This window comes from Pseudomonas sp. Y39-6, from assembly GCF_023651955.1.
Lineage (GTDB): Bacteria > Pseudomonadota > Gammaproteobacteria > Pseudomonadales > Pseudomonadaceae > Aquipseudomonas > Aquipseudomonas veronii.
The window spans coordinates 5,357,336-5,382,106 of the sequence record NZ_CP069594.1; the positions used below are offsets into that span (position 1 = coordinate 5,357,336).

General features: G+C 60.8%; 20 protein-coding genes and 1 pseudogene. 6 read left to right on the plus strand and 15 right to left on the minus strand.

What is annotated here, in order from left to right; genetic code table 11:
- Window positions 1-17: 17 nt before the first annotated feature.
- From JN756_RS24255 to ppsA, 8 genes are all read right to left on the minus strand, one after another.
- A complete protein-coding gene (locus JN756_RS24255; protein ID WP_046382426.1) occupies window positions 18-1,001 on the minus strand; it encodes an OmpA family protein in 984 nt (327 codons plus the stop codon).
- Between the two features lie 107 nt (window positions 1,002-1,108).
- Window positions 1,109-1,699 carry an RNA polymerase sigma factor SigX gene (gene sigX, locus JN756_RS24260; protein ID WP_046382425.1) on the minus strand — a complete coding sequence of 197 codons (591 nt, stop codon included), beginning with the start codon at window positions 1,697-1,699 and terminating at the stop codon, window positions 1,109-1,111.
- 87 nt (window positions 1,700-1,786) lie between these two features.
- Window positions 1,787-2,611 (minus strand): mechanosensitive ion channel family protein, encoded by an 825-nt coding sequence (locus tag JN756_RS24265; protein ID WP_017845209.1) that lies wholly within the window; start codon window positions 2,609-2,611, stop codon window positions 1,787-1,789.
- A gap of 2 nt (window positions 2,612-2,613) precedes the next feature.
- Window positions 2,614-2,859 carry a hypothetical protein gene (locus tag JN756_RS24270; protein WP_005790375.1) on the minus strand — a complete coding sequence of 82 codons (246 nt, stop codon included), beginning with the start codon at window positions 2,857-2,859 and terminating at the stop codon, window positions 2,614-2,616.
- A gap of 86 nt (window positions 2,860-2,945) precedes the next feature.
- Window positions 2,946-3,941, minus strand: coding sequence for a divalent cation transporter CmaX (gene cmaX, locus JN756_RS24275; protein WP_017845208.1), 996 nt, complete (start codon window positions 3,939-3,941; stop codon window positions 2,946-2,948).
- A gap of 25 nt (window positions 3,942-3,966) precedes the next feature.
- The gene (gene rraA / locus JN756_RS24280) at window positions 3,967-4,458 is read right to left on the minus strand and encodes a ribonuclease E activity regulator RraA (RefSeq protein WP_017845207.1); all 492 of its coding nucleotides are present in this window, start codon (window positions 4,456-4,458) and stop codon (window positions 3,967-3,969) included.
- A 188-nt stretch (window positions 4,459-4,646) separates the two neighbouring features.
- Window positions 4,647-5,636, minus strand: a complete 990-nt coding sequence (locus JN756_RS24285; protein ID WP_046382424.1) for an alpha/beta fold hydrolase — start codon at window positions 5,634-5,636, stop codon at window positions 4,647-4,649.
- Window positions 5,637-5,741: 105 nt separating this feature from the next.
- Entirely contained in the window at window positions 5,742-8,117 is a 2,376-nt protein-coding gene (gene ppsA, locus JN756_RS24290; protein WP_026139809.1) for a phosphoenolpyruvate synthase, read from the minus strand.
- Between the two features lie 178 nt (window positions 8,118-8,295).
- On the opposite strand from ppsA, the gene ppsR reads away from it, so the two are divergent.
- Window positions 8,296-9,114, plus strand: a complete 819-nt coding sequence (ppsR, locus tag JN756_RS24295) for a posphoenolpyruvate synthetase regulatory kinase/phosphorylase PpsR (protein ID WP_046382423.1) — start codon at window positions 8,296-8,298, stop codon at window positions 9,112-9,114.
- A 110-nt stretch (window positions 9,115-9,224) separates the two neighbouring features.
- On the opposite strand, the gene JN756_RS24300 is transcribed toward ppsR, so the two are convergent.
- Window positions 9,225-10,649, minus strand: a complete 1,425-nt coding sequence (locus tag JN756_RS24300; RefSeq protein ID WP_026139808.1) for an aminotransferase-like domain-containing protein — start codon at window positions 10,647-10,649, stop codon at window positions 9,225-9,227.
- A 160-nt stretch (window positions 10,650-10,809) separates the two neighbouring features.
- Here JN756_RS24300 and JN756_RS24305 point away from each other — a divergent pair, with 160 nt between their 5' ends.
- The 5 genes from JN756_RS24305 to JN756_RS24325 are packed head-to-tail and all read left to right on the plus strand — an operon-like array spanning window position 10,810 to window position 16,288.
- Complete coding sequence (locus JN756_RS24305) at window positions 10,810-11,703, plus strand: DMT family transporter (RefSeq protein ID WP_162231523.1); 894 nt, start codon at window positions 10,810-10,812, stop codon at window positions 11,701-11,703.
- A 23-nt stretch (window positions 11,704-11,726) separates the two neighbouring features.
- A complete protein-coding gene (moeB, locus tag JN756_RS24310) occupies window positions 11,727-13,589 on the plus strand; it encodes a molybdopterin-synthase adenylyltransferase MoeB (RefSeq protein ID WP_079444510.1) in 1,863 nt (620 codons plus the stop codon).
- 23 nt (window positions 13,590-13,612) lie between these two features.
- The gene (locus tag JN756_RS24315; protein WP_046385199.1) at window positions 13,613-14,527 is read left to right on the plus strand and encodes a PLP-dependent cysteine synthase family protein; all 915 of its coding nucleotides are present in this window, start codon (window positions 13,613-13,615) and stop codon (window positions 14,525-14,527) included.
- Window positions 14,528-14,564: 37 nt separating this feature from the next.
- Complete coding sequence (locus JN756_RS24320; protein WP_046382420.1) at window positions 14,565-15,557, plus strand: serine O-acetyltransferase; 993 nt, start codon at window positions 14,565-14,567, stop codon at window positions 15,555-15,557.
- 2 nt (window positions 15,558-15,559) lie between these two features.
- On the plus strand, window positions 15,560-16,288 hold the full coding sequence (locus JN756_RS24325) for an alanyl-tRNA editing protein (RefSeq protein WP_104902640.1): 729 nt from the start codon (window positions 15,560-15,562) through the stop codon (window positions 16,286-16,288).
- Window positions 16,289-16,361: 73 nt separating this feature from the next.
- Here the strand turns inward: JN756_RS24325 and JN756_RS24330 are convergent, their stop codons facing one another.
- The 6 genes and pseudogenes from JN756_RS24330 to prpC form a co-directional block, all read right to left on the minus strand.
- The gene (locus JN756_RS24330) at window positions 16,362-17,441 is read right to left on the minus strand and encodes a hypothetical protein (RefSeq protein ID WP_250690861.1); all 1,080 of its coding nucleotides are present in this window, start codon (window positions 17,439-17,441) and stop codon (window positions 16,362-16,364) included.
- A gap of 188 nt (window positions 17,442-17,629) precedes the next feature.
- Window positions 17,630-19,114 carry a 2-methylcitrate dehydratase gene (gene prpD / locus JN756_RS24335; RefSeq protein WP_201021440.1) on the minus strand — a complete coding sequence of 495 codons (1,485 nt, stop codon included), beginning with the start codon at window positions 19,112-19,114 and terminating at the stop codon, window positions 17,630-17,632.
- Window positions 19,115-19,313: 199 nt separating this feature from the next.
- Window positions 19,314-19,427 (minus strand): annotated as a pseudogene (locus tag JN756_RS32140) (PrpF domain-containing protein); the annotation flags it as partial.
- Between the two features lie 271 nt (window positions 19,428-19,698).
- Window positions 19,699-20,889, minus strand: a complete 1,191-nt coding sequence (prpF, locus tag JN756_RS24345) for a 2-methylaconitate cis-trans isomerase PrpF (protein ID WP_201021441.1) — start codon at window positions 20,887-20,889, stop codon at window positions 19,699-19,701.
- 11 nt (window positions 20,890-20,900) lie between these two features.
- Window positions 20,901-23,495 (minus strand): Fe/S-dependent 2-methylisocitrate dehydratase AcnD, encoded by a 2,595-nt coding sequence (gene acnD / locus JN756_RS24350; RefSeq protein ID WP_046382417.1) that lies wholly within the window; start codon window positions 23,493-23,495, stop codon window positions 20,901-20,903.
- A gap of 127 nt (window positions 23,496-23,622) precedes the next feature.
- Window positions 23,623-24,750 (minus strand): bifunctional 2-methylcitrate synthase/citrate synthase, encoded by a 1,128-nt coding sequence (prpC, locus tag JN756_RS24355; RefSeq protein ID WP_046382416.1) that lies wholly within the window; start codon window positions 24,748-24,750, stop codon window positions 23,623-23,625.
- Window positions 24,751-24,771: the final 21 nt, after the last annotated feature.

Sequence of the window (24,771 nt, forward strand, 5' to 3'; positions counted from 1 at the left end):
TTTCTACTACTCAGTAATTACTGAGCAGCTTGAGCTTCAACAGCAGCTTCTACGCGACGGTTGATAGCGCGGCCAGCTTCAGTTGCGTTGTCAGCAACTGGGCGGGATTCGCCGTAACCTACCGAGCTAATGCGGCTAGGAGCTACGCCGTCTTTAACCAGGACTTGCTTAACAGCGTCAGCACGACGCTGGGACAGCTTCTGGTTGTAGGCGTCTGGGCCCACGGAGTCAGTGTGACCAGCCACTTCTACGTGGGTAGCTGGGTACTGCTTCATGAAGTCAGCCAGGTTTTTCACGTCGGCGTAGCTGTTAGGCTTAACCACGGACTTGTTGAAGTCGAACTTAACGTCCAGCTCAACACGAACAACGTTGGCAACCGGTGCTTCTGGCTCTGCAACTGGCTCTGGAGCTGGTGCTGGGGTAGGAGCTGGAGCAACTGCGCCAGCGTTACCGCCGAAGTTCACACCCAGGCCGACCAGTGCGGAGTAATCCCACTTGCCGTTGTCCAGTGCGTAGTCAGCTTCAACACCGGCACGAGCGTACAGGTTGTTGGTGAAGTAGTACTTCACGCCAGTACCAGCGATGAGCTGGGTAGTTTGGTCGCGACCGCTGTGGCCGTCAGCACGAACGTTGCCACGGCTCTGGTGACCGACACCGCCTTCTACGTATGGACGCAGGGAGTCGACGCCAGCTTGACCGAAGTGATACTGGGCCACGAGGCTGGTGGTATCGCCTTTGATCTTCTGGCTACCGGTACCGTCGTTCGAACGGGTGTGGTTGGTCTTGTCGTAGGACAAGTCCAACGACAGGTCGTCGGTCAGGAAATAACCAATGCGAGCGCCTGGGTTGAAGCCGTCTTCGATATGATTGACGCTATCGTTGTACTGCTTCTTGTAGAACAGCTCGCCTTCAACTGCGCCTTGGCCTTGTGCCAGAACGCCGAAAGAAGTAGCGGCAATAAGAGAACCAATGGCCAAGCCCAAGGTGTTTTTCAGTTTCATCCGTTAAATCCCCATCTGGTGATTGTAAAGCAGTCCCACAAACCGGGGGACAACTCGGCGACAAGTCTAACAGAACTTGCCTACACGTAAGAGATATTTGCCACGCACTAAGTTTCAGTCTCGCCCGCAAATTTCTCACGTAATTTATCAAGAGCACGTTTGTAACGCATTTTTGTAGCACTCAAACCCATATGCATGATGTCAGCGATTTCCTGAAATTCCAGCTCTGCGACAAAACGTAGCACCAGAATTTCGCGGTCAATCGGGTTCACATGCACCAACCAGCGATCAAGTCCGCCCTTCTCCTCGGGTGCCGGCGTCTTTTCTTCAGACGCCTCCTCAAGGGGGTCCAGACTCAAGGCGTCCATCAAGCGACGCTTTCGCCGTTCCTTACGATACTGCGTGATGCACTCGTTGTACGTGATGCTGTAGAGCCAGGTCTTGAACTTCGATTTGCCCTCGAAGTTCTTCAGGCCATACAACACCTTGAGCATCACTTCCTGACAGACATCATCCGCATCTCTATCGTTCCCTAAATACCTTGAACAAACGTTGAACAGAGTGCGTTGATATCTGCGCATCAATTCTTCATACGCGCGTGTTACGTGAAACAGCTCCGTGTGCGAGCGCGCGACCAACTCCTCATCAGAGAGCTCACGGGGGTCATAGCGCGTGGACAGCGTTTGGGCTTTATTCAAAACAAGTCGTGCCGACAGTCAGGTCAATGTCCGCCACAGCCCGGTCACCCGGGTTCGCGGCGGCGTACATTAGCAGGGTTTGCCGGGTTAGCGGCTACTGACCTGCTGCTCCAGGAGAATCCGATTGGACAGCGACACCAGATCGCCGTCATCGGTCAGCACAGTTGTCTTGACCGTACCGATCTCCTCGATTTGCCCCTCGACCTCGCCCACACGCACGTGCTGCCCTACCTGATACAACTCACGCACATAGATTCCCGCCAGAATCTGACCGGCAATTTCCCGACTTCCCAGACCCATGGCCAGCGCAACGGCCAGACCAACGGTAATCAAAACAATCACAATCACGTGGTTGAGCAGGTCAGTCTTGACCTCCAACTGGCTGATCGCGACGGAAATACTGATGATGATCACGAGCCCCTGGGCGATTCGCCCCAGGCCTGCCGCGTAGTCCAGCCCGACCCCTTCAGCGGCCCCGCGTACCAACCCGTTGGCTAATTGTGCGAGCAAAACGCCGACGAGAAGCACCAGCGCGCCGCCGAATACCTTCGGCAAATACAGTGCCAGCATGTCCAGCGTAGCTGAAACTCGCTCAAGGCCAAGGGATTGAGCCGCAGAAACCAGAAAAATCAACAAAACGAACCAGTAAACGATCTTGCCGATCAAGGTCGAGATCGGCACTTGCAGCCCGGCGCGGCCGAGCAGCTTGGTCAGGCCGGTGCCTGCCATCAAACGGTCCAGACCGAGTTTGGCGAGCAGCTTGGACAGCAGGGTGTCGAGCAGCTTGGCCACGACAAAACCCAGCAATACCAGGACCAGCGCCCCAAACAGGTTGGGAATGAAATTCGCCACCTTGGTCCACAATGCGGTCATCGCGGTGACCAGGCTCTGGGTCCAGAGATCAAGTTCCATATTCAATCAGCCTTATCAGCAGTGCGAGCAAGAGGTTTACGACGGGAAACCGGCGAGACGTGGGCCGAACCATTGTTCAGGGCCATCATCAACGCCGGCAGCCAACGACCGAGCAGACCGAACAGATCCCCCGCCCCGACCTGACGGTTGGCGGTTTTCAACACGCGGCCCAGGCAGGCATCGTCATCCCGGTTGGATGGCGAAGCATTGAGCATGTCACGCAAAGACTGTTCGAACGGATCGTGCATAAAGACCTCTCGCAAGTGTTTTAAAAGACGAGGGTTAAATTCCTGAGGTCACATCGGCCCCTTCCTACGTTCAGGTCATATTCAGCTCAAACCCAGCGCAATCGTCGAAATAGCCACCATTGTCCGAGCGCCACCGAGACCATCAACAGGCAGGCAATCACAAATCCATAAGGGCTGGCGGAGAACGGTATGCCCCCCACATTGATACCTAACAAGCCGGTCAGAAAACTCATCGGCAGGAAGATCCCGGTGATGATCCCGAAGCGGTACATTGTACGGTTCATGCGTACGCTCAAGCGCCGATCTTCGGCCTCCAGCACAAGCCCCACGCGCTCCCGGGTCAATTCGAGTTCTTCCAGGTAGCGGGTCAGGCTGTTGTTCAATTCGTTCCAATAGTCGGCATCGTCATCACAGAACCACGACAATTTGATCCGCGTCAGTTGGGCAAAGATATCCCGCTGCGGCGCCAGGAATCGCTTGAGCCCGGCCGCTCGCCGACGGATCTGCAAAATGCTGCCATGCTCCGGGGTATACCGTTCGTCGGTATCGAGTTTTTCTTCCTCTACGTCGACGATTTCAGACAGGTCGGACACCAGGTCCTGGACTTTGTGCGTCAGGTACTGCGCCATATACAGGATGAGTTCAGACGCGGTTTTTGGCCCCTTGCCATCCGCCAACTGCACCAGCAACTCATCGGTGGCGCGCAGCGGGCGCAAGCGCAGGGAAATCACCCGGCTGGCAGCGGCGAAGATACGCACCGAAACCATATCTTCCGGCTCGGCGCCAGGGTTGAGGTTGACCCCGCGCAGGAACAGCAGGAGTTCCGCGTCCGGCAACGGCAACAGGCGCGGGCGGGTGTTCTCCTCCAGCAGCAGGTCACAGGCGAACTCACTCAAGCCACTGGCCTTGCGCAGCCAGGTCTGGGTTTGTGGGTGGCTGCGATCCCAATGCAGCCACAGGCTTTCCTGGGGCTGCAGTTGCAATTGGTCAAGCTCAGTTCGGGCAATCGAACGCGCACCGCCTTTACCATCCAGCACCAGGGCATGCACCAGGCCCCACTGCGCGTTTTCTTCCTCGAACATCCTCACCCCTGTCGGTTATTGCGGTTTATTCAGGCATTTTCAGCGGGCTGGGCGACACGATCACGCCATTATTGTCGGCGTAGATGTATTCACCCGGACGGAATGTCACACCGGCAAAGGTCACTGCCACGTTCAAGTCGCCAATGCCGCGCTTGTCAGTCTTCATCGGGTGGCTAGCCAACGCCTGCACGCCGAGGTCGGTCTGGGCGACGACGTCGACATCCCGGATGCAACCGTAGATCACCAGCCCTTCCCAACCGTTTTTCGCGGCTTTCTCGGCGATCATGTCGCCCAGCAGCGCGCGACGCAGGGAGCCACCACCGTCGACCACCAGCACCTTGCCGGCGCCCGGCTGGTCGGCCTGCTCCTTGACCAGGGAGTTATCTTCGAAGCATTTGATGGTGACGATCTCGCCGCCAAAGGAATCGCGGCCGCCGAAGTTGCTGAACATCGGCTCGGCCACCTGCACCAGTTCCGGGTAGGCGTCGCAAAGATCGGGAGTGACGTAGTGGTTCATTGAAAATTTCCTTTCTGTCAAAGACGTGTCTTTCGAAAGAGGCGCCGGCCGAAGCAGCAGCAAAACATCCCATCCGTTTCGCCGTTACGCAATAGCCACTGCGCGACTGAATATGACCAGAAGCATTTAACGCGTCATATCTTAGCCGCAACCAAAGACGAGCGAAACGCCCTTGGCAGAGCGCTGCGTCAAACTACGACCAATGCATCAGCCTGAGCACCCAACAATGGTGTCAGCGGATCTTTCAGCCATTGCGCCACCAACGGCCAGACCTCGGCCTGGGCCGCTTTGCTGACCAACATCTCCACATGCCCGAAATCCCCGGTAAAACCTTGTTGGCGCCCCAGGCGCAGGTATTGCCGCGGCGCCGAGCCGACTTGTTCGTACAGCTTGCGGCAGGCCCAGTCCGGGTCCTGCTGGTCGCCGGCGGCACTGACGACCAGCAGCGGCACGTCGACTTCCGCCAGGCCTTTCCACCAATCACGGCCGGCCTCGCCAAAACGGCCGAAGAGGCCATGCCAGCGCATGCTCTCGATCATTACGCCCACCGGCTCGTCCTCGGGGCCGCGCTTGAGCCGCGGGCCGGACAACTGGCCAAAGCGCTTCAGGAGCAAGCGAGCGCCCCACTCCAGCGGTGGAATTTTCAACGGCCAGTAGGTGCGACTGACCTGGCTGCCGAACAGCGCCACTGAAGCCACCGCCGGCGCACCGAGGTACTGGCCACCCAAGGCCGCCGCCAGGGTGGTGCCGCCCAGGGAATGCCCGATCCAGTGGGGAATCTGCGCGCTCTGTTCGCGCACGAACGCACCGATGGCCGGCAAATCGTAGCGGGCGTAGTCCGCGACCCGATTGCGGGTGTAGTCCTGGTTGCGCTTGGACAGGCCGTGGCCGCGCATTTCCGGTATCCACACATCGAACCCCTGGCGTGCCAGGTAAGCGCCCAGGCCGACGCCTTTGGGCGAGTACCAGAAACGCCGGTTGGAAAAGCTGCCATGTAACAAAATCACAGGGATGCCGCGGTTTTGCGCGACATCGGCCAGGCCCAGACGCGTCACGGCCAGCTCGACGGTGCCGTCGGGACTGTTGCCGGGTTTGAGCCGGTACACATCTTCACTCAGGTCGCCACGACGTTCAGCGCTGATCAGGGCGACGGGAAACAGGTTGCTGCTGCTTTGCATAATGCTCTTGCACAAAAAAGGGCGGCGTCCGGAAGGAGTTCCGCCCTGTACAGATAAGAATGCCGGCCAACCTGACGATTGACCGGCACTTTTGACGCGTCGACCTTAGGCGGACGCTTGGCCTTCCGCCAGGAAGAACCAGGTTTCCAGCACCGAATCGGGGTTCAGCGAGACGCTTTCGATGCCCTGCTCCATCAGCCATTTGGCCAGGTCAGGGTGATCGGAAGGGCCTTGGCCGCAAATGCCGATGTACTTGCCGGCCTTGTTACAGGCCTGAATGGCGTTGGCCAGCAGCTTCTTGACCGCAGGGTTACGCTCGTCGAACAGGTGCGCGATGATCCCCGAGTCGCGGTCCAGGCCCAGGGTCAGTTGGGTCAGGTCATTGGAGCCGATGGAGAAACCGTCGAAGAACTCCAGGAACTCTTCGGCCAGAATGGCGTTGGATGGCAGCTCGCACATCATGATCACGCGCAGGCCGTTTTCACCACGGGACAAGCCGTTTTCGGCCAGCAGGTCCACCACCTGGCTCGCTTCGCCCAGAGTACGGACGAACGGCACCATGATCTCGACGTTGGTCAGGCCCATCTCGTTGCGCACGCGCTTGAGGGCGCGGCACTCGAGCTCGAAGCAATCACGGAACGCTTCGCTGATGTAACGCGAGGCGCCACGGAAACCCAGCATCGGGTTTTCTTCTTCCGGCTCGTAGAGCTTGCCGCCGATCAGGTTGGCGTATTCGTTGGACTTGAAGTCCGACAGACGCACGATGACCTTTTTCGGGTAGAACGCCGCGGCCAGGGTGCTGATGCCTTCCACCAGCTTCTCGACATAGAAGCCCACCGGGTCGTTGTAGCCAGCGATGCGCTTGTCGACGCTGTCCTTGATTTCCGGCGGCAGGCCGTCGTAGTTCAACAGGGCCTTGGGGTGGACGCCGATCATGCGGTTGATGATGAATTCCAGGCGAGCCAGGCCCACACCGGCGTTCGGCAGTTGCGCGAAGTCGAAGGCACGGTCCGGGTTGCCGACGTTCATCATGATCTTGAACGGCAGGTCAGGCATCGCATCGATGGAGTTTTGCTTGATGTCGAAGCCCAGCTCGCCTTCGAAGATGAAGCCGGTATCGCCTTCGGCGCAGGATACGGTCACACCCTGGCCATCCTTGAGCAGTTGGGTGGCGTTGCCGCAACCGACTACCGCAGGAATCCCCAGTTCACGGGCGATGATCGCCGCGTGGCAGGTACGCCCGCCACGGTTGGTGACGATGGCGCTGGCGCGCTTCATCACGGGTTCCCAGTCCGGGTCGGTCATGTCGGAGACCAGCACGTCACCGGGCTGGACCTTGTCCATCTCGGACACGTCCTTGATGATCCGCACCTTGCCGGCGCCGATGCGCTGACCGATGGCGCGGCCTTCCACCAGCACAGTGCCGGTTTCCTTGAGCAGGTAGCGTTCCATGACGTTGGCCGAAGTGCGGCTCTTCACGGTTTCCGGACGCGCCTGCACGATGTACAGCTTGCCGTCGTCGCCGTCTTTGGCCCACTCGATGTCCATCGGGCACTGGTAGTGCTTCTCGATGATCATCGCCTGTTTCGCCAGCTCGCTGACTTCAGCGTCGGTCAGGCAGAAGCGCGCGCGCTCGGCCTTATCCACGTCGACGGTTTTCACCGAGCGACCGGCCTTGGCCTCGTCGCCGTAGATCATCTTGATGGCCTTGCTGCCCAGGTTACGGCGCAGGATGGCCGGGCGACCCGCTGCGAGGGTGCCCTTGTGTACGTAGAATTCGTCCGGGTTTACCGCGCCTTGTACGACGGTTTCGCCGAGGCCGTAGGCGCCGGTGATGAACACTACGTCACGAAAGCCCGATTCGGTATCCAGGGTGAACATCACACCGGCGGTGCCGGTTTCCGAACGCACCATGCGCTGCACGCCGGCAGACAGGGCCACCAGCTTGTGGTCGAAACCTTGGTGTACACGGTAGGAAATGGCACGATCGTTGAACAGCGAAGCGAACACTTCCTTGGCTGCGCGGATCACGTTTTCCACGCCGCGGATGTTGAGGAAGGTCTCCTGCTGGCCCGCGAAAGAGGCGTCGGGCAAGTCTTCGGCGGTGGCCGAGGAGCGCACGGCGACAGCCATGTCCGGGTTGCCGGCCGACAGCGTGGCGAACGCCGTGCGGATTTCTTCGTTGAGTTTCTCGGGGAACTCGGCTTCCATGATCCACTGACGGATCTGGGCGCCGGTCTTGGCCAGGGCGTTGACGTCATCGACGTCCAGAGCGTCCAGCGCGGCGTGGATCTGGGCGTTGAGGCCGCTCAGTTCGAGAAAATCACGGTAAGCCTGGGCGGTGGTGGCAAAACCACCTGGCACCGAGACGCCAGCGCCTGCAAGATTACTGATCATCTCGCCGAGGGATGCGTTCTTGCCCCCTACGTGCTCCACATCATGGACGCCGAGCTTATCGAGGGAAACTACGTACTCTACCAAGGTGATCTCTCCACTTTCTGTATTGGAAAAGCTCAGGACGCCGGCTGCTCAGTAGGAGCATTCGCCAGCGCTTGTGGCCTGGACCTGGAAAATAAGTGAGAATGCGGCCCACAGAGGGACGGCAAAATCGCGCCTATCATATCCAAGATTCGCCATCAGCTTAAGGCCCAGGGCTCAAATGAAACGATCTGCTTTCTTTATTTCCGACGGCACCGGCATCACAGCCGAAACACTGGGCCAAAGCCTGCTCGCGCAGTTCGAAAACGTTACTTTCGCCAAATTCACGCGGCCGTATATCGACAACGCGGATAAAGCGCGGGCCATGGTACAACAAATCAATCTGGCGGCAGAAAAAGACGGCTTTCGTCCGATCATTTTCGACACCATCGTCAATCAAGACATTCGTGAGATCCTTGCTACGTCCAATGGTTTCATGATCGACATTTTCTCGAGCTTCCTGGCGCCGCTGGAACAAGAGTTGAGTGAACATTCCTCCTATTCCGTCGGAAAGTCCCATTCCATTGGGCATAACTCCAACTACATGGAGCGTATCGAGGCGGTGAACTTCGCCCTCGACAACGACGACGGAGCCCGCACCCACTACTACGACAAGGCCGACATCATCCTGGTGGGCGTGTCGCGCTGCGGCAAGACCCCGACTTGTCTGTACATGGCCATGCAATTCGGCATCCGCGCGGCCAACTACCCGCTGACCGAAGACGACATGGAACACCTGACGCTGCCGACGGCCCTGCGCGCGCATTCGCACAAGCTGTTCGGGCTGACCATCGACCCGGACCGCCTGACGGCCATCCGCAACGAGCGCAAGCCCAACAGCCGCTACTCCAGCTATGCCCAGTGCGAATTCGAAGTGCGCGAAGTGGAAAATCTGTTCCGTCGAGAGAACATTGCGCACATCAATTCCACGCATTTCTCGGTGGAAGAGATCTCGGCGAAAATTCTGGTGGAGAAAGGCGTCGAACGCCGCTTTAAATAATCTGCTTGTCTGAACCGACACCATCGCGAGCAAGCCCGCGCCCACAGGAGAATGCATTCCAAAGGTGGGAGCGGGTGGGCTCACGATGAACGATAACTCGGCGAACCCGCCTAAAGGTGGAAGCGCCCACCGCCCTGCCCCAACGCAGTGGCCAGCGCATCAAACCCCGCCCGCAACAACTGATCATCTCCCGACGTATTGCAGATACTCGCCCGGATAAACTGCGGCACTGCGGTCTGCCCCACGGCAAACGCCTCGGCGGTGGCGATCAGGTAATTATTCTGCTTGAGTTCCGCCTCGATTTCCGACGCTCGCCAAGGCTCCGGGACTTCAATCCAGAAGTGCGGGCTATTGAGGTGCGTGCGGTATTCCAGGCCGGCCAACAGGCCCTGCACCAACGCCTTGCGTCGGCTGATCTCGTTGATCTGCTGGCGCAGCAGGTATTCCGCCGTGCCGTTCTCGATCCACTGGGTCGCCAACTCCAGGGTCACCGGCGTGGCCATCCAGCAGGTCGAACGCAGCGCCGCTGAAATACGGCTGACCAATGCCGGCGGCGCATGCACATAGCCGACACGCAGCCCCGCCGACACGGCCTTGCTCAAGCTGCTGATCAAAATCGTACGCTCGGGCGCGAAATAACTCAGGGGCGGCGGTCGGTCTTCCACCAGCACACCGTGGGCTTCATCCTCAAGAATCAGCAGGTTGTGCTCACGACAGACTTTGACCAGCGCCTCGCGGCGTGCGACCGATAACACGGCAGTGGTCGGGTTCTGGATGGTGGGCGTGCAGTACAACGCCGAAACCCGGTGATTGCGACAGACTTCATCGAGTGCCCCGGGCAGCACACCTTCGTCATCCATCTCCAGGCCGATCAGGCGCACACCGAGCATGCGTGCGGCGGTGATCAGCCCTGGATACGTCAGTTGCTCGGTGACCACCGTGTCGCCAGCGCGCAGCAGCGCCATCATCGCGCAGAGCAACCCGTGCTGGCCGCCGTTGACGCAAATGACCTGCTCGGGGATGGGATGAAAATCGCGCTGCACCAGCCACTGCGCACCCGCTTCGCGGTAACGCGGCAGGCCGGCGTCCGGCGTGTAGGCACTGATATCCTGGAGAAACTTGGCGTTGGTCGACAGGGTCTGGAAACTCTGCGCCAGGAACACCGTCTCCTGCCCCGGAATATGCATGTTGCGGCTCATGTCGAAGTATTGGCGCGGCTCCTCGCTGAAGTTGCGGAAACCTTCATCCCGTTGGCGCTCCATCCCACGCTTGCGCACGAACGTGCCGTCACCTACCCGTGCCACCACCAACCCCAGGCGTTCCAGCTCGCCGTAGGCCCGGCTGATGGTGCCGATGGTCACCCCCAGATTGTCGGAAAGTACCCGATGGGGCGGCAGTTTCCGTCCCGGTTCAATCAAGCCCTCGAGGATGCCCCGTTCCATGACATCGGACAGGCGCTTGTACTTGACGCCCTGCCCATTGGACAACCCCTCACGCATAATTGACACCATGTCAATATTTGTTTTGACAGCCATCTTTAGCCCTAATAGTGTGCTTTTACGGGTTCAATCGCCGAAAAAAATAACTCATTACAAGTTCAATATAGAGTTCAATTCCGGCTCAGGGAAGCAATAAACGATGCCAATGTCCGCCGTTCTCGAAAACGCTGCAAAAACCAAAACTCAAAAACAGTGGTTGGCCGGCCTGGTGACCAGTGTGATGTTTCTCATCGTTTGCCTGAGTTGGGGTACCACTTGGCTCGGCATCAAAATCGCCGTGGAGAGCGTGCCGCCGCTGACCTCCGCCGGCTTGCGCTTCCTGATCGCGTTCCCGCTGTTCCTGTGTTTTGCCATGGTGCGCCGCGAGCCGATCCTGTTCCCTCGGGAAAGCCGTTGGTTCTTCGTGTTCGTGACCCTGTCCTACTTCAGCGTGCCCTATTACCTGCTCAACTACGGCGAAATGCATGTTTCGTCCGGCCTCACCGCGCTGCTGTTCAGTTGCATGCCGGTGTTCATCCTGATTTTCTCCGCGCTGTTCCTGCGCGAGCGCATCTACTTTTCCCAGGTGGTCGGCATCGGTATCGGCTTCGGCAGCCTTTACATGATCATCAGGAGCCAGGGCCTGCACCTGGACCACGCTGAGTTCTTCGGGGTACTGGCGATTCTGAGCGCCGCGATCATGCATGCCTTGTGCTACGTCATTACCAAGCAAAAAGGCAGCGCCATCAGCGTGATCACTTACAACACACTGCCCATCGGGATCGCCGGGCTGATGCTGTTCGTCGCCGGCCTGTGGTTTGAAACACCGACTTTCGAAGCCATCACCCTGCGTTCGTGGGGCGCCCTGTTCTACCTGGGCCTGGTCGCATCGGTGGGCGGGTTCATCGTGTATTTCATGCTGCTCAAGCGCCTGAGCCCGATCATCCTCTCGTTCGTGTTCATCATCTTCCCGGTGTTCGCGGTGATCATCGGCGCCTGGTACGAAGGCGTGGCGATTTCCCGCGACCTCATGCTGTATTCGGCCATTCTGCTGGCCGGTTTTGCGATCACCAAGTTGCCCATCGAAAAACTCATGGCCAAGAAAAATTGAGCCTCTTTGAACGCGAGAGAAACATGGACGTCCTCCGCCCAGAAGCCCTGGAACAGATCTATGCCCACGCCAGCCGCAGCTACCCCGAGGAATGCTGTGGTTTCGTCTTCGCCGACGGCAGCGTGTACCTGGGCCGCAATATCCAGAACGAGCTGCACCGCAAGAACCCCGAGATGTACCCGCGCAGCGCGGCCAACGGCTACACCTTTTCCGTGGCCGACACGCTGCTGCTGAACAAGGCACTTCGCAGCGACAACCCGGTGGTGGTGATCTACCACTCCCACCCCGACGTCGGTGCCTATTTCAGCGACGAAGACCAGGACAAGGCGCTGTTCATGGGCGAGCCGATCTACCCCGTCAGCTACCTGGTGGTGGATGTTCGCCAGGGCCAGGCCCTGGGCTCGAAGCTGTTTGCCTGGGATGGCAAGCATTTCGCCCTTCAACCCTTCAACGACCTGCACACGGAGTTGTCCATGAACGCTGTCTCTTTCCCCGACATTCTGGTTCGCGTGGCCAAGCTGCCGGAATCGACCCTTGAGGGCACCGGATCGACATTGCGCGAAGTCATTGAAAACCTCTGCGACAGCCACCCGCAGTTGCGTATGCACCTGTTCCACGAGAACAACAACCAGCTCAAGGAACACTTCCTCTTTACCGCCGAGGAAGCATTGATCGAGGCGGACGACCGGCTACCGGAAAAGGCCAGGATTGAAGTGTTGCTCGCCACCTCCGGCGGCATCGACGTCGACAGCCTGAGCAATGAAGAAGTGCAGCGTTACGTGCGCCATATCACCCTGCCCGGCGTCGGTCGCGAAGGCCAGTTGAACCTGAAAAAAGCCAAGGTGCTGATCATCGGCACCGGCGGCCTGGGCTCGCCCATCAGCCTGTACCTGGCGGCAGCCGGCATCGGCACCCTGGGGCTGGTGGATTTCGATGTGGTCGAGAGCAGCAACCTGCAACGCCAGATCGTCCACGGCAACAGCACCCTGGGCATGTCCAAGGTCGCGTCCGCCAAGCAACGCTTGCAAGACCTCAACAGCCACATCCAGATCAATGCCCACGACACCGCGCTGACCGCCGACAACGCCCTGGAACTGGTCGGCGCCTACGACCTGGTGATCGACGGCACCGACAATTTCGACACGCGCTACCTGGTCAACGACGCCTGCGTGCAGTTGGGCAAACCCCTGGTGTTCGGCGCCATCTACCGTTTCGACGGGCAGATCAGCGTGCTCAATTACAAAGGCGGGCCCTGCTACCGCTGCCTGTTCCCCAAGGCACCACCAGCGGAACTGGCGCCCAATTGCAGCGCTGGCGGAGTGATCGGCGTGCTGCCGGGGGTAGTCGGGATGATCCAGGCGACCGAGGCGATCAAGTTGCTGATCGGCATCGGCGAACCCTTGTCCGGCCGCTTGATGCGCTTCGATGCGCTGGCGATGAAATTCAGCGAGATCCGCTTCAAGCGCCGCGCCGACTGCCCGTGCTGTTCGGAACTGCGCCACAGCGCACCCCTCGCGCCGACAGTCTGCGCCGACGCCGTACCGAGCAAGCCCAGCCTGGCCGAAGAGCGCTACATCAAGCCGCGGGTACTCAAACAACTGCTCGAACGCCACAGCAGCGCCGACGTACTGCTGGACGTGCGCGACGCCAGCGAACTGGAGGTCTGCAAGTTGCCGGGCGTGGTGCATATCCCCCTCGCCGAACTGGACGGTCAGCTCGACAGCCTCAGCCGAGACAACACTCACTACCTGATCTGCTACGCCGGAACCCGCGCCGAGCAAGCGGCCAGCACCCTGCTGGCGGCCGGCTTCGCCAACACCAAAGTTCTGCAAGGCGGCATGAAACATTGGGTTCGCGACGTCGAACCCGATATGCCTTTGTACTGATCACGGCCCTGGGTAACGACCTGATGTTGCATAACTCAATTCTCGACGCCATCGGCCACACACCGATCGTGCGCCTGGCGCAGTTTTCCGAAGATCTCGGCATCGAGGTCTACGCCAAACTGGAATCGCTCAACCCCGGCGGCAGCCACAAGGCGCGCATCGCCTTGGGCATGATCCTCGACGCCGAGCGTCGCGGCGTGCTGATGCGCGACTCCGGGCAAACCATTATCGAACCCAGCGGCGGCAACACCGGCATTGGCCTGGTGATGGCTGGCAACGTGCTCGGCTACAAAGTGGTGCTGGTGATCCCGGATAACTACAGCCCCGAAAAGCAGAAACTGCTGCGCCTGTATGGCGCCAAGGTGGTGCTGTCGGACAGCCGCCTCGGCAACAATTCCCATGGCGAGAAATGCATGGAGTTGCAACTGGAAAACCCCAGCTACGTGATGCTCAACCAGCAACGCAACGGCGCCAACCCGCAGACCCACCGCGACACCACCGCGCCGGAGATCCTCAGCGCCTTCGGTGAGCAGCGCGTGGATTACTTCGTCAGCGGCATCGGCACCGGCGGCCATATCACCGGCATCGGCGAAACCCTCAAGGCCGCCTGGCCGGCCCTGCGCGTGATGGGCGTGGAACCGGAGGAATGCGACCTGCTGAAAAACCAGCACGCACCCCACCATATCCAGGGCCTGTCGATCGGCTTGATCCCGAGCATCCTCAACCTGGACGTGCTGGACGGCATGCTCAAGGTGTCGCGCATGGAATGCCTCGACATGATGAAACGCATCATGCGTACCGATGCCATCAGCCTGGGCCTGTCCTCGGCCGCCAATATGGTGGCCATCGCCAAGCTCGCCCCGGAGTTACCGCCCGAAACGGTGGTGTTGACCATGGTCTACGACAATGCCGACAGCTACCTGCCCAGTTTCGAATAACCGGTTATCCAACCATCCAGAATGCGGGGGTGCCTCCATGGGCGGCTTTATCGACATGCAACATCTGCACGATGAATTGCTTACCCACCTCATCAAGACCCTGACGCCCACGCAGATGAAGCAGCTGGAGCCGCACTTGGCGCCGTTGGTCCAGAGCGCCGCCCAGGCGGTGGCCGAGGACCTGATTGCCTACGCCTACCGCGACCCGGCGTCGCGCGGACGCGGCGAGTTGATCCTGGAATCCTATGCCTCGTTCAAGGCGGTGCTGTTCTACCGGCTGGCGCACCGGGTGTGGCATTTTCCCGACCAGACCAACGGGATGTTTTCGCGCATTGCCCTCAAGCTCAGCAACCAGGGCAAGATCCTCTCCGGCGCGGAGATTCACCCGGCAGCGCGCATCGGTCGGCGCTTTGTGCTCGACCATGGCTACGGCACGGTGATCGGTGAAACCTGCGAGATCGGCAACGACTGCTACATCCTCTGCGGCGTGACCCTCGGCGCTCGCGGCATCGCCAACAACCCCGACGGCAAGCGCCACCCGCGCCTGGGCAACAACGTCGAAATCGGCTCCGGCGCCCGCGTGCTGGGCTACGTGCAGATCGGCGACAACGTGTTCATCAGCCCAGCGTGCGTGATCACCCAGGACGTACCGGCGGGGACCAAGGTCAAGGTGGTCAACCAGATCCAATTGCAAAAGAACGACGAATCGGAGCACAGCAGCTACCTCGGCGCCTTCGCTCTCGATGAGCGCCTGCACGTGGTCGGCGAGATCAACGCCAACCACAAGGTCACGGTGCTGGACGCCGACTTTCACCCGTTGCAGGGGCTGATGCTCGAACCCACGGTGAAAGAACGCCATCACCTGCAATTTCGCCTGCGCCACATCGAAATGGGCGACCGCCTGCCACGCCTGCCGCTGAACCTGAAAGTCTGCGGGCCGGAATTTGAAATCACCCTGCTTTCCCCCCCTGGCTTGAGCGCAATGGTGCGTCACCTGCTGCAAGCCAGCCCATTGATTGTCGGAGGTTGAACATGTCTGTGCACACCATGGAAACCCTGGCGCTGTTTGACAGCGCGCCCTACCAGAACGCCTTCAGCGCCCGGGTGATTGCCGTCAGCGAACACGGCATCGCCCTGGAGCACACGCTGTTCTACCCTACCGGCGGCGGACAACCCGGCGACAGCGGCCACTTCACCCTGGACGACGGCACGCGCGTGGACATCCTCGGCACGGTGCGCGACCCGGTGCAGCGCTCGATCATCTGGCACCAGGTGGAACACTGTCCCGAGCAGTTGAGCGCCGGGGTCCAGGTGGATGCCAGCCTCGATTGGGAACGGCGCTACCAGCACATGAAAATGCACACCTGCCTGCACCTGCTGTGTTCGCTCATCGACGCCCCGGTCACCGGCTGCAGCATCAGCGCCGACAAAGGGCGACTGGATTTCGACCTGCCGGAAATGACCCTGGACAAAGACAGCATCACCCGCGATATCAACGCACTGATCGAACAGGCTCATCAGGTGAAAACCCTGTCGATGCCCGCGTCGGAGTACGCAACCCTGCTGCAGATCACCCGCACCCAAGCGGTAGCTCCGCCCGTGATCCAGGGCTCGGTGCGCGTAATTGAAATTGCCGGAATCGATATCCAGCCATGCGGCGGCACCCATGTGATCAACACCGAAGAAATCGGCCGGGTGTTTTGCGAGAAGATCGAGAAGAAGAGCAAGCATAACCGTCGGGTTATTTTGCGCTTTGAATGAATGTTCAGCAGAGCGGGGTCGATGCAGGTGCGGGCTTACCGCCCCACATTGACCCGTTTTTCTATCGCTGAACTTAACCCTTCAGCGCTTTGATCTGGTTATTCAGCTGCTCGATTTGCTTCTGCAGTTCGGAAATCACCTTGGAAAATTCAGCCATCATCTGGTCGATGCGTGTGCGAAGTTGCTCATTGTCGCGTGCGAGATCCTCGAGGGTACGAGGCGCCTGGTTTGATTCATCGGACCGGGCCGACGGGTTGCTTTCGTTGGACTGCGCCGCGCCTTGCTTGCCTTGGCCCGAAGAAGCCCCCTGATTGGCCTGACCCTGACCCTGCGCTGCGCCTTGCTTGCCCTGGCCGGAAGAAGCACCCTGATTGGCCTGACCCTGACCCTGCGCCGCGCCTTGCTTGCCTTGACCGGAAGAAGCACCCTGATTGGCCTGCCCCTGACCCTGTGCTGCGCCTTGCTTGCCCTGACCGGAAGAAGCTCCCTGATTGGCCTGCCCCTGACCCTGTGCTGCGCCTTGCTTGCCCTGACCGGAAGAAGCTCCCTGATTGGCCTGACCCTGACCCTGCGCTGCGGGAGGCATCCGGGTCTGGGGAGTATCCGCGCCCAACCTCTTACTCAAATCACCGATCTGGTCTTGAAGCCCTTTAACGACCGAATTGAAACCGGACTCCAGCTGATTGAGCCTATCGCCCAGTTGCTTATTTTCGGCAGTCAAGCGCTCAAGGGAGGGAGGAGCATCCCGCCCGGCCCCTTGTGTATTGTCCATACGGCCGCGCGCGTCAGGCGACGTGCCGCTCTGCTTCGCCGCAGGATCACCACGAGTACTGGGGTTCGACGGTGCCGCCTCTTTTCCAGACGCTGCCTTCACCTTGGGGTGCTGCGCAAGCTGGTTCACTTGCTCCTGAAGCTTCATGATTTGCGGCGTTAACTTGGCGACCATCTGATCATATTTTTCGGCCAACTGTTTGTTCTGGCCAGAGAGGTGTTCCAGATGAGCGGGTACCGCGTTTTTTGCCGCAGACGACGCCTTGGCCAGAGGACTGTCAGGTACTCTGAGGCTCTCGTCGGCGCGACGGAGCCTGGCGTTCGGCGACATGTCATAGCCGACGGTGTTGGGCATTGGCGGGCGATTGTTTACGCTATTCATAAAAGGGCCTTTTCAGATTCAGGTGTTTGATCCGCAAGCATCGCTTGCCAGATGACCTGCGCCTGCAGGGCATCTGACACCTGATTGGCTTCTATCTGAAAACGGTTCCGAAGATGTAGGACGCATCAATCGCAAAGTATGTCAGTGTCAAAACCTGCCCTTCGCGAGCGTGCGCAACCACGGCGCGTTCATATCACCCATAAATCCACAAAGCGATTCACCGGCGTCGCTTCAAGCCGCGCCTGATCCTTGCACAACGCAAAAATCTCGGCACTGCGCTGGGCCGTAAAGCGCGTCGCCAGGTTGGCCTTGAACTTGTCTTCCAGCAACGGAATACCGTCCACCCGGCGCCGACGATGCCCAATCGGGTACTCCACCGCGACCTGCTCGGTGTGGGTGCCATCGTTGAAGAACACCTGCACCGCGTTGGCGATGGAACGTTTGTCCGCCTCCAGGTATTCGCGGCTGTAGCGGGACTCTTCGACGATCACCATCTTTTCGCGCAGCTCGTCGATGATCGGGTGCGCAGCGTGGAACTCATCTTCGTACTGCTCGGCCACCAGCGTGCCGAAGGCCAGCGGCACGGCGGTCATGTATTGCAGGCAGTGATCGCGGTCGGCCGCATTGGCCAATGGGCCGACCTTGGAAATGATCCGAATCGCCGACTCATGGGTGGTGATCACGATGCGTTCGATGTCGTGCAGGCGATCCACAACCTGCGGGTGCAAGGTCACCGCAGCTTCGCAGGCGGTTTGCGCGTGGAACTCGGCGGGAAAGCTGATCTTGAACAGCACGTTTTCCATCACATAGGTGCCGTAGGGTTGGGACAGGCTGAAGGTGCGCTTGTCTTCGGGCTTGAGCGCCAGGTCCTTGTTGGTGTGGCTGAACAGCACGTCGTAGAAGCCCCATTGCGGCGCGCTCAACACCCCGGGGATGCCCATCTCGCTGCGCAGCGCGATGTCTGCCAGCCGCACACCGCGACTGGAGGCATCGCCCGCCGCCCAGGATTTGCGCGAACCGGCATTCGGTGCGTGCCGATAGGTGCGCAATGCCTGACCGTCGACAAAGGCGTGGGACAGCGCCGACAGCAGTTGCTCGCGGTTGGCGCCCATCAGCTTGGCGGTGACCGCCGTCGAGGCGACTTTCACCAGCAGCACATGGTCGAGACCGACACGGTTGAAGGCGTTTTCCAGGGCAATCACACCCTGGATCTCGTGGGCCATGATCATCGCTTCCAGCACTGCGCGCACGGTCAGCGGCGCGTCGCCATTGGCCACGCGTCGTTGCGAGAGGTGATCGGCCACGGCGAGGATGCCGCCGAGGTTATCCGAGGGGTGGCCCCATTCGGCGGCGAGCCAGGTGTCGTTGTAGTCGAGCCAGCGCACGATGCAGCCGATGTCCCAGGCGGCCTTGACCGGGTCGAGCCGGAACGACGTGCCCGGCACCCGCGCGCCGAACGGCACCACCGTACCCTCGACCAGCGGCCCCAGGTGCTTGGTGCATTCCGGGAACCGCAGCGCCAGCAGGCCGCAACCGAGGGTGTCCATCAGGCAGTTGCGCGCAGTGTCCAGCGCGGCTGGGGAGTCGATCCGGTAGTTGAGGACGTAGTCAGCGATGTCCTGCAAAACCTGGTCGTAGTCGGGGCGGGTGTTCTGGTCGACGTTGGCGCTCATGGCTGTTCTCCAAAGTGGGTGGGGGGTCAGTCCTCGGGCTCACGGTTACTGGAAGCAGATCTTCGATGCCTGCCTTGGAATAGAGATCCCTTGTGGGAGGGGGCTTGCCCCCGATGACGGTGGGTCAGTCAATGAATGTGTCGACTGGTACACCGCTATCGGGGGCAAGCCCCCTCCCACATTGGATGTGTATCGAGCCTTAGAAGGCGTCGCCTGGGACGCGTACAAAGCCTTCCATCAACACCCGCGCGCTACGGCTCATGATGGCCTTCTTCACCACCCATTCGCCGTTGACTTGAGTGGCTTCAGCGCCGCCCGCCGTCAGCGATGCCCTGCAAAACCTGGTCGTAGTCGGGGCGGGTGTTCTGGTCGACGTTGGCGCTCATGGCTGTTCTCCAAAGTGGGTGGGGGGGCAGTCCTCGGGCTCACGGTTACTGGAAGCAGATCTTCGATGCCAGCCTTGGAATAGAGATCCCTTGTGGGAGGGGGCTTGCCCCCGATGACGGTGGGTCAGTCAATGAATGTGTCGACTTCACACCGCTATCGGGGGCAAGCCCCCTCCCACAGGGGATTGGTGTTGGGTTTTAGAAGGCGTCGCCTGGGACGCGTACAAAGCCTTCCATCAACACCCGCGCGCTACGGCTCATGATGGCCTTCTTCACCACCCATTCGCCGTTGACCTGGGTGGCTTCAGCGCCGACCCGCAAGGTGCCGGACGGATGCCCGAAGCGCACCGCGTTGCGTTCCACCCCGCCCGCCGCGAGGTTGACCAAGGTCCCGGAAATCGCCGCCGCCGTGCCGATCGCCACCGCTGCGGTGCCCATCATCGCGTGGTGCAACTTGCCCATGGACAAGGCACGCACCAGCAGGTCGATATCGCCGGCCTTGATCGCCTTGCCGCTGGAAGCCACGTAGTCCGCAGGCGGTGCCACGAAGGCCACCTTTGGCGTGTGCTGACGCTGGGCGGCTTCGTCCAGATGCTTGATCAGGCCCATGCGCAACGCGCCATAGGCCCGCACCGTCTCGAACATCGCCAGGGCTTTCGGGTCGCCGTTGATCGCGCCTTGCAGCTCGGTACCGGTATAGCCCAGGTCTTGCGCGTTGATGAAGATTGTCGGGATACCCGCATTGATCAGCGTGGCCTTGAAGGTGCCGACGCCCGGCACCTCCAGGTCATCGATCAGGTTGCCGGTGGGGAACATCGAACCACCGCCGCCCTCTTCTTCAGCGGCCGGGTCCAGGAACTCCAACTGCACTTCGGCGGCCGGGAAGGTCACGCCGTCCAGTTCGAAGTCGCCGGTTTCCTGCACCGCGCCGTCGGTGATCGGTACGTGGGCGATGATGGTCTTGCCGATATTGGCCTGCCAGATCCGCACCACGGCCACGCCGTTGCGGGGCACGCGGGCCGGGTCGACCAGGCCCGCGCTGATGGCGAAGGAACCCACCGCCGCCGACAGGTTGCCGCAGTTGCCGCTCCAGTCGACGAACGGTTTGTCGATGGCGACCTGGCCGAACAGGTAGTCAACGTCATGCTCGGCGCGGCTGCTCTTGGCCAGGATCACGGTTTTGCTGGTGCTCGACGTGGCGCCGCCCATGCCGTCGATCTGTTTGTCATAGGGATCGGGGCTGCCGATCACCCGCAACAGCAGGGCATCGCGTGCGGCACCCGGGACCTGCGCCGACTCGGGCAGGTTCTGGACGCTGAAAAACACACCCTTGCTGGTGCCGCCACGCATGTAGGTGGCGGGGATCTTGATTTGCGGTACGTGTGCCATGGTTATCCTCTTCAGGCGGTCGCCGCCGATTCCAGGAAGTCCTGGGCAAAACGTTGCAACACGCCGCCCGCCTCGTAGATCGACACTTCTTCAGCGGTGTCCAGGCGGCAGGTCACCGGCACTTCGACACGTTCGCCATTCTTGCGGTTGATCACCAGGGTCAACTGCGCGCGCGGGGTGCGTTCGCCGACCACGTCATAGGTTTCGCTGCCGTCGATCTTCAACGTGTGACGGTCGGTGCCCGGCAGGAACTCCAGCGGCAACACGCCCATGCCCACCAGGTTGGTGCGGTGAATGCGTTCGAAACCTTCGGCGGCAATCGCTTCCACACCCGCCAGGCGCACGCCCTTGGCCGCCCAGTCGCGGGACGAACCCTGACCGTAGTCGGCGCCAGCGATGATGATCAGCGGCTGCTTGCGCTCCATGTAGGTTTCGATGGCTTCCCACATGCGTGTGACCTTGCCTTCCGGCTCGATGCGCGCCAGGGAACCCTGCTTGACCTTGCCGTTCTCGACGACCATTTCGTTGAACAGTTTCGGGTTGGCGAAGGTCGCGCGTTGCGCGGTCAGGTGGTCGCCGCGGTGGGTCGCGTAGGAGTTGAAGTCGACTTCCGGCAGGCCCATTTTCGCCAGGTATTCGCCGGCGGCGCTGTCGAGCATGATCGCGTTGGACGGCGACAGGTGGTCGGTGGTGATGTTGTCCGGCAGCACTGCCAGCGGGCGCATACCCTTGAGCGGCCGCGCACCGGCCAGCGCACCTTCCCAGTACGGCGGACGGCGGATATAGGTGCTTTGCGGGCGCCACTCATACAACGGCGCGACTTTCGGGCCGGTGTCTTCGTGGATCGCGAACATCGGGATATACACTTTGCGGAACTGCTCTGGCTTGACCGACGCCTTGACCACCGCGTCGATTTCTTCGTCGCTCGGCCAGATGTCTTTCAGACGGATTTCCTTGCCGTTGGCGTCGAGGCCCAGTACGTCCTTCTCGATGTCGAAACGGATGGTGCCGGCAATCGCATAGGCCACCACCAGCGGCGGCGAAGCCAGGAACGCTTGCTTGGCATACGGGTGGATACGCCCGTCGAAGTTGCGGTTACCCGACAACACGGCGGTGGCGTACAGGTCGCGGTCAATGATCTCTTGCTGGATCACCGGGTCGAGCGCACCGGACATACCGTTGCAGGTGGTGCAGGCAAAGGCCACCACGCCGAAACCGAGTTTTTCCAGTTCGTGCCCAAGGCCGGCTTCTTCGAGGTACATGGCCACGGTTTTCGAACCGGGCGCCAGGGACGATTTGACCCACGGCTTGCGGCTCAGCCCCAGCTTGTTGGCGTTGCGCGCCAGGAGGCCGGCGGCGATCACGTTGCGCGGGTTGCTGGTGTTGGTGCAACTGGTGATCGCGGCAATGATGACCGCACCGTCGGGCATTTGCCCCGGTACTTCTTCCCACTGGCCGGAGATGCCTTTGGCGGCGAGGTCGCTGGTGGCGACACGGGCGTGCGGGTTGCTCGGGCCGGCCATGTTGCGCACGACGCTGGACAGGTCGAAGGTCAAGCCGCGCTCGTATTTCGCGCCCTTGAGGTCGTCGGCCCACAGGCCGGTCTGGCGAGCGTACTGCTCGACCAGGGCGACTTGTGCGTCTTCACGGCCAGTGAGTTTCAGGTAGGCGATGGTCTGCGGGTCGATGTAGAACATCGCCGCGGTGGCGCCGTATTCCGGGGCCATGTTGGAGATGGTCGCGCGGTCGCCCAGGGTCAGTGCCGATGCACCTTCGCCGAAGAACTCGAGCCATGCGCCCACCACTTTCTGTTGACGCAGGAACTCGGTCAGCGCCAGCACCATGTCGGTGGCGGTGATACCGGGTTGCAGCTTGCCCGTCAGCTCCACGCCGACGCTTTCCGGCAGGCGCATCCACGAGGCGCGGCCGAGCATCACGCTCTCGGCTTCGAGGCCGCCGACGCCGATGGCGATCACGCCGAGGGCATCCACGTGCGGGGTGTGGCTGTCGGTGCCGACGCAGGTGTCGGGGAAGGCCACGCCGTCACGCACCTGGATCACCGGAGACATTTTCTCCAGGTTGATCTGGTGCATGATGCCGTTGCCCGGCGGGATCACGTCGACGTTCTTGAAGGCTTTTTTGGTCCACTCGATAAAGTGGAAGCGGTCTTCGTTGCGGCGGTCTTCGATGGCGCGGTTTTTCTCGAACGCGTCCGGGTCGAAACCACCGGCTTCGACGGCCAGGGAGTGGTCGACGATCAGTTGGGTCGGCACCACCGGGTTGACCTGGGCCGGGTCGCCGCCTTGCAGGGCGATGGCATCGCGCAGGCCGGCGAGGTCGACCAGGGCGGTCTGGCCGAGGATGTCATGGCACACCACCCGCGCCGGGAACCAAGGGAAGTCGAGGTCGCGCTTGCGCTCGATCAGTTGGCTCAGGGAAGCGTTGAGGGTGGCCGGGTCGCAACGACGCACCAGGTTTTCCGCGAGTACGCGGGAGGTGTAAGGCAAGGTGGCGTAGGCGCCGGGGGTGATTGCATCGACAGCCGCGCGGGCGTCGAAGTAATCGAGGCGGCTGCCGGGGAGCGATTTGCGAAATTCAGTGTTCATCGTCAGGACTCGGTCACGGTGATTACAAAAAGAACCCACTGATCCAGATTTGAAATGCGATTCAAATGTGGGAGGGGGCAAGCCCCCCCACCTTTTGACCTCATTTCAATCCTGGAATCGTCGGCCTTCAGCGACGTTCGATTGGCACGAACTTGCGCTGTTCGACGCCGATGTACTCAGCGCTTGGACGGATGATGCGGTTGTTGGCGCGCTGTTCGAACACATGCGCGGCCCAGCCGGTGAGGCGCGAGCACACGAAGATCGGGGTGAACAGCTTGGTCGGGATGCCCATGAAGTGGTACGCCGAGGCATGGTAGAAGTCGGCGTTGGGGAACAACTTCTTCTGCTCCCACATGACCTTGTCGATGGCTTCGGAGACCGGGAACAACACTTTGTCGTCCACTTCTTCGGCGAGCAGTTTCGACCAGCCCTTGATCACTTCATTACGCGGGTCGCTGTCTTTGTAGATCGCGTGACCGAAGCCCATGATCTTGTCCTTGCGCGCCAGCATGGCGAGGGTGCCGTCGACGGCGTCCTCGGCCGACAAGAAGCGCTCGATCATTTCCATCGCCGCTTCGTTGGCGCCGCCGTGCAGCGGGCCGCGCAGCGAACCGATGGCGGCGGTGATGCACGAATACAAGTCAGACAGGGTCGACGCGCAGACACGCGCGGTAAAGGTCGACGCGTTGAATTCGTGCTCGGCGTACAGGATCAGCGACACGTTCATCACTTTGACGTGCAACTCGCTCGGCGCCTTGCCGTGCAGCAGGTGCAGGAAGTGACCACCGATGGAAGGTTCGTCGGTCACACAGTCGATGCGTTTGCCGTCATGGCTGAAGCGGTACCAGTAGCACATGATCGCCGGGAAGGCAGCGAGCAGACGGTCGGTGACATCGCGCTGTACGCTGAAGTCCTGCTCCGGCTCGAGATTGCCGAGGAACGAGCAACCGGTACGCATCACGTCCATCGGGTGGGCGTCGGCCGGGATGCGCTCGAGCACTTCCTTGAGCGCCTGGGGCAGGTCACGCAGCTTGCTCAGCTTGGCGCTGTAGGCAGCCAGTTCGGTCTTGGTCGGCAATTCGCCGTACAGCAGCAGGTAGGCGACTTCTTCGAACTGCGCATCAGCGGCCAGTTCGCGCACGTCGTAGCCGCGATAGGTCAGGCCGGCACCGGCCTGGCCCACGGTGGACAGTGCAGTCTGCCCGGCCACCTGGCCACGCAGGCCAGCGCCGCTCAGTACTTTTGCTTCAGCCATGGTTACTCTCCAATTTTGTAG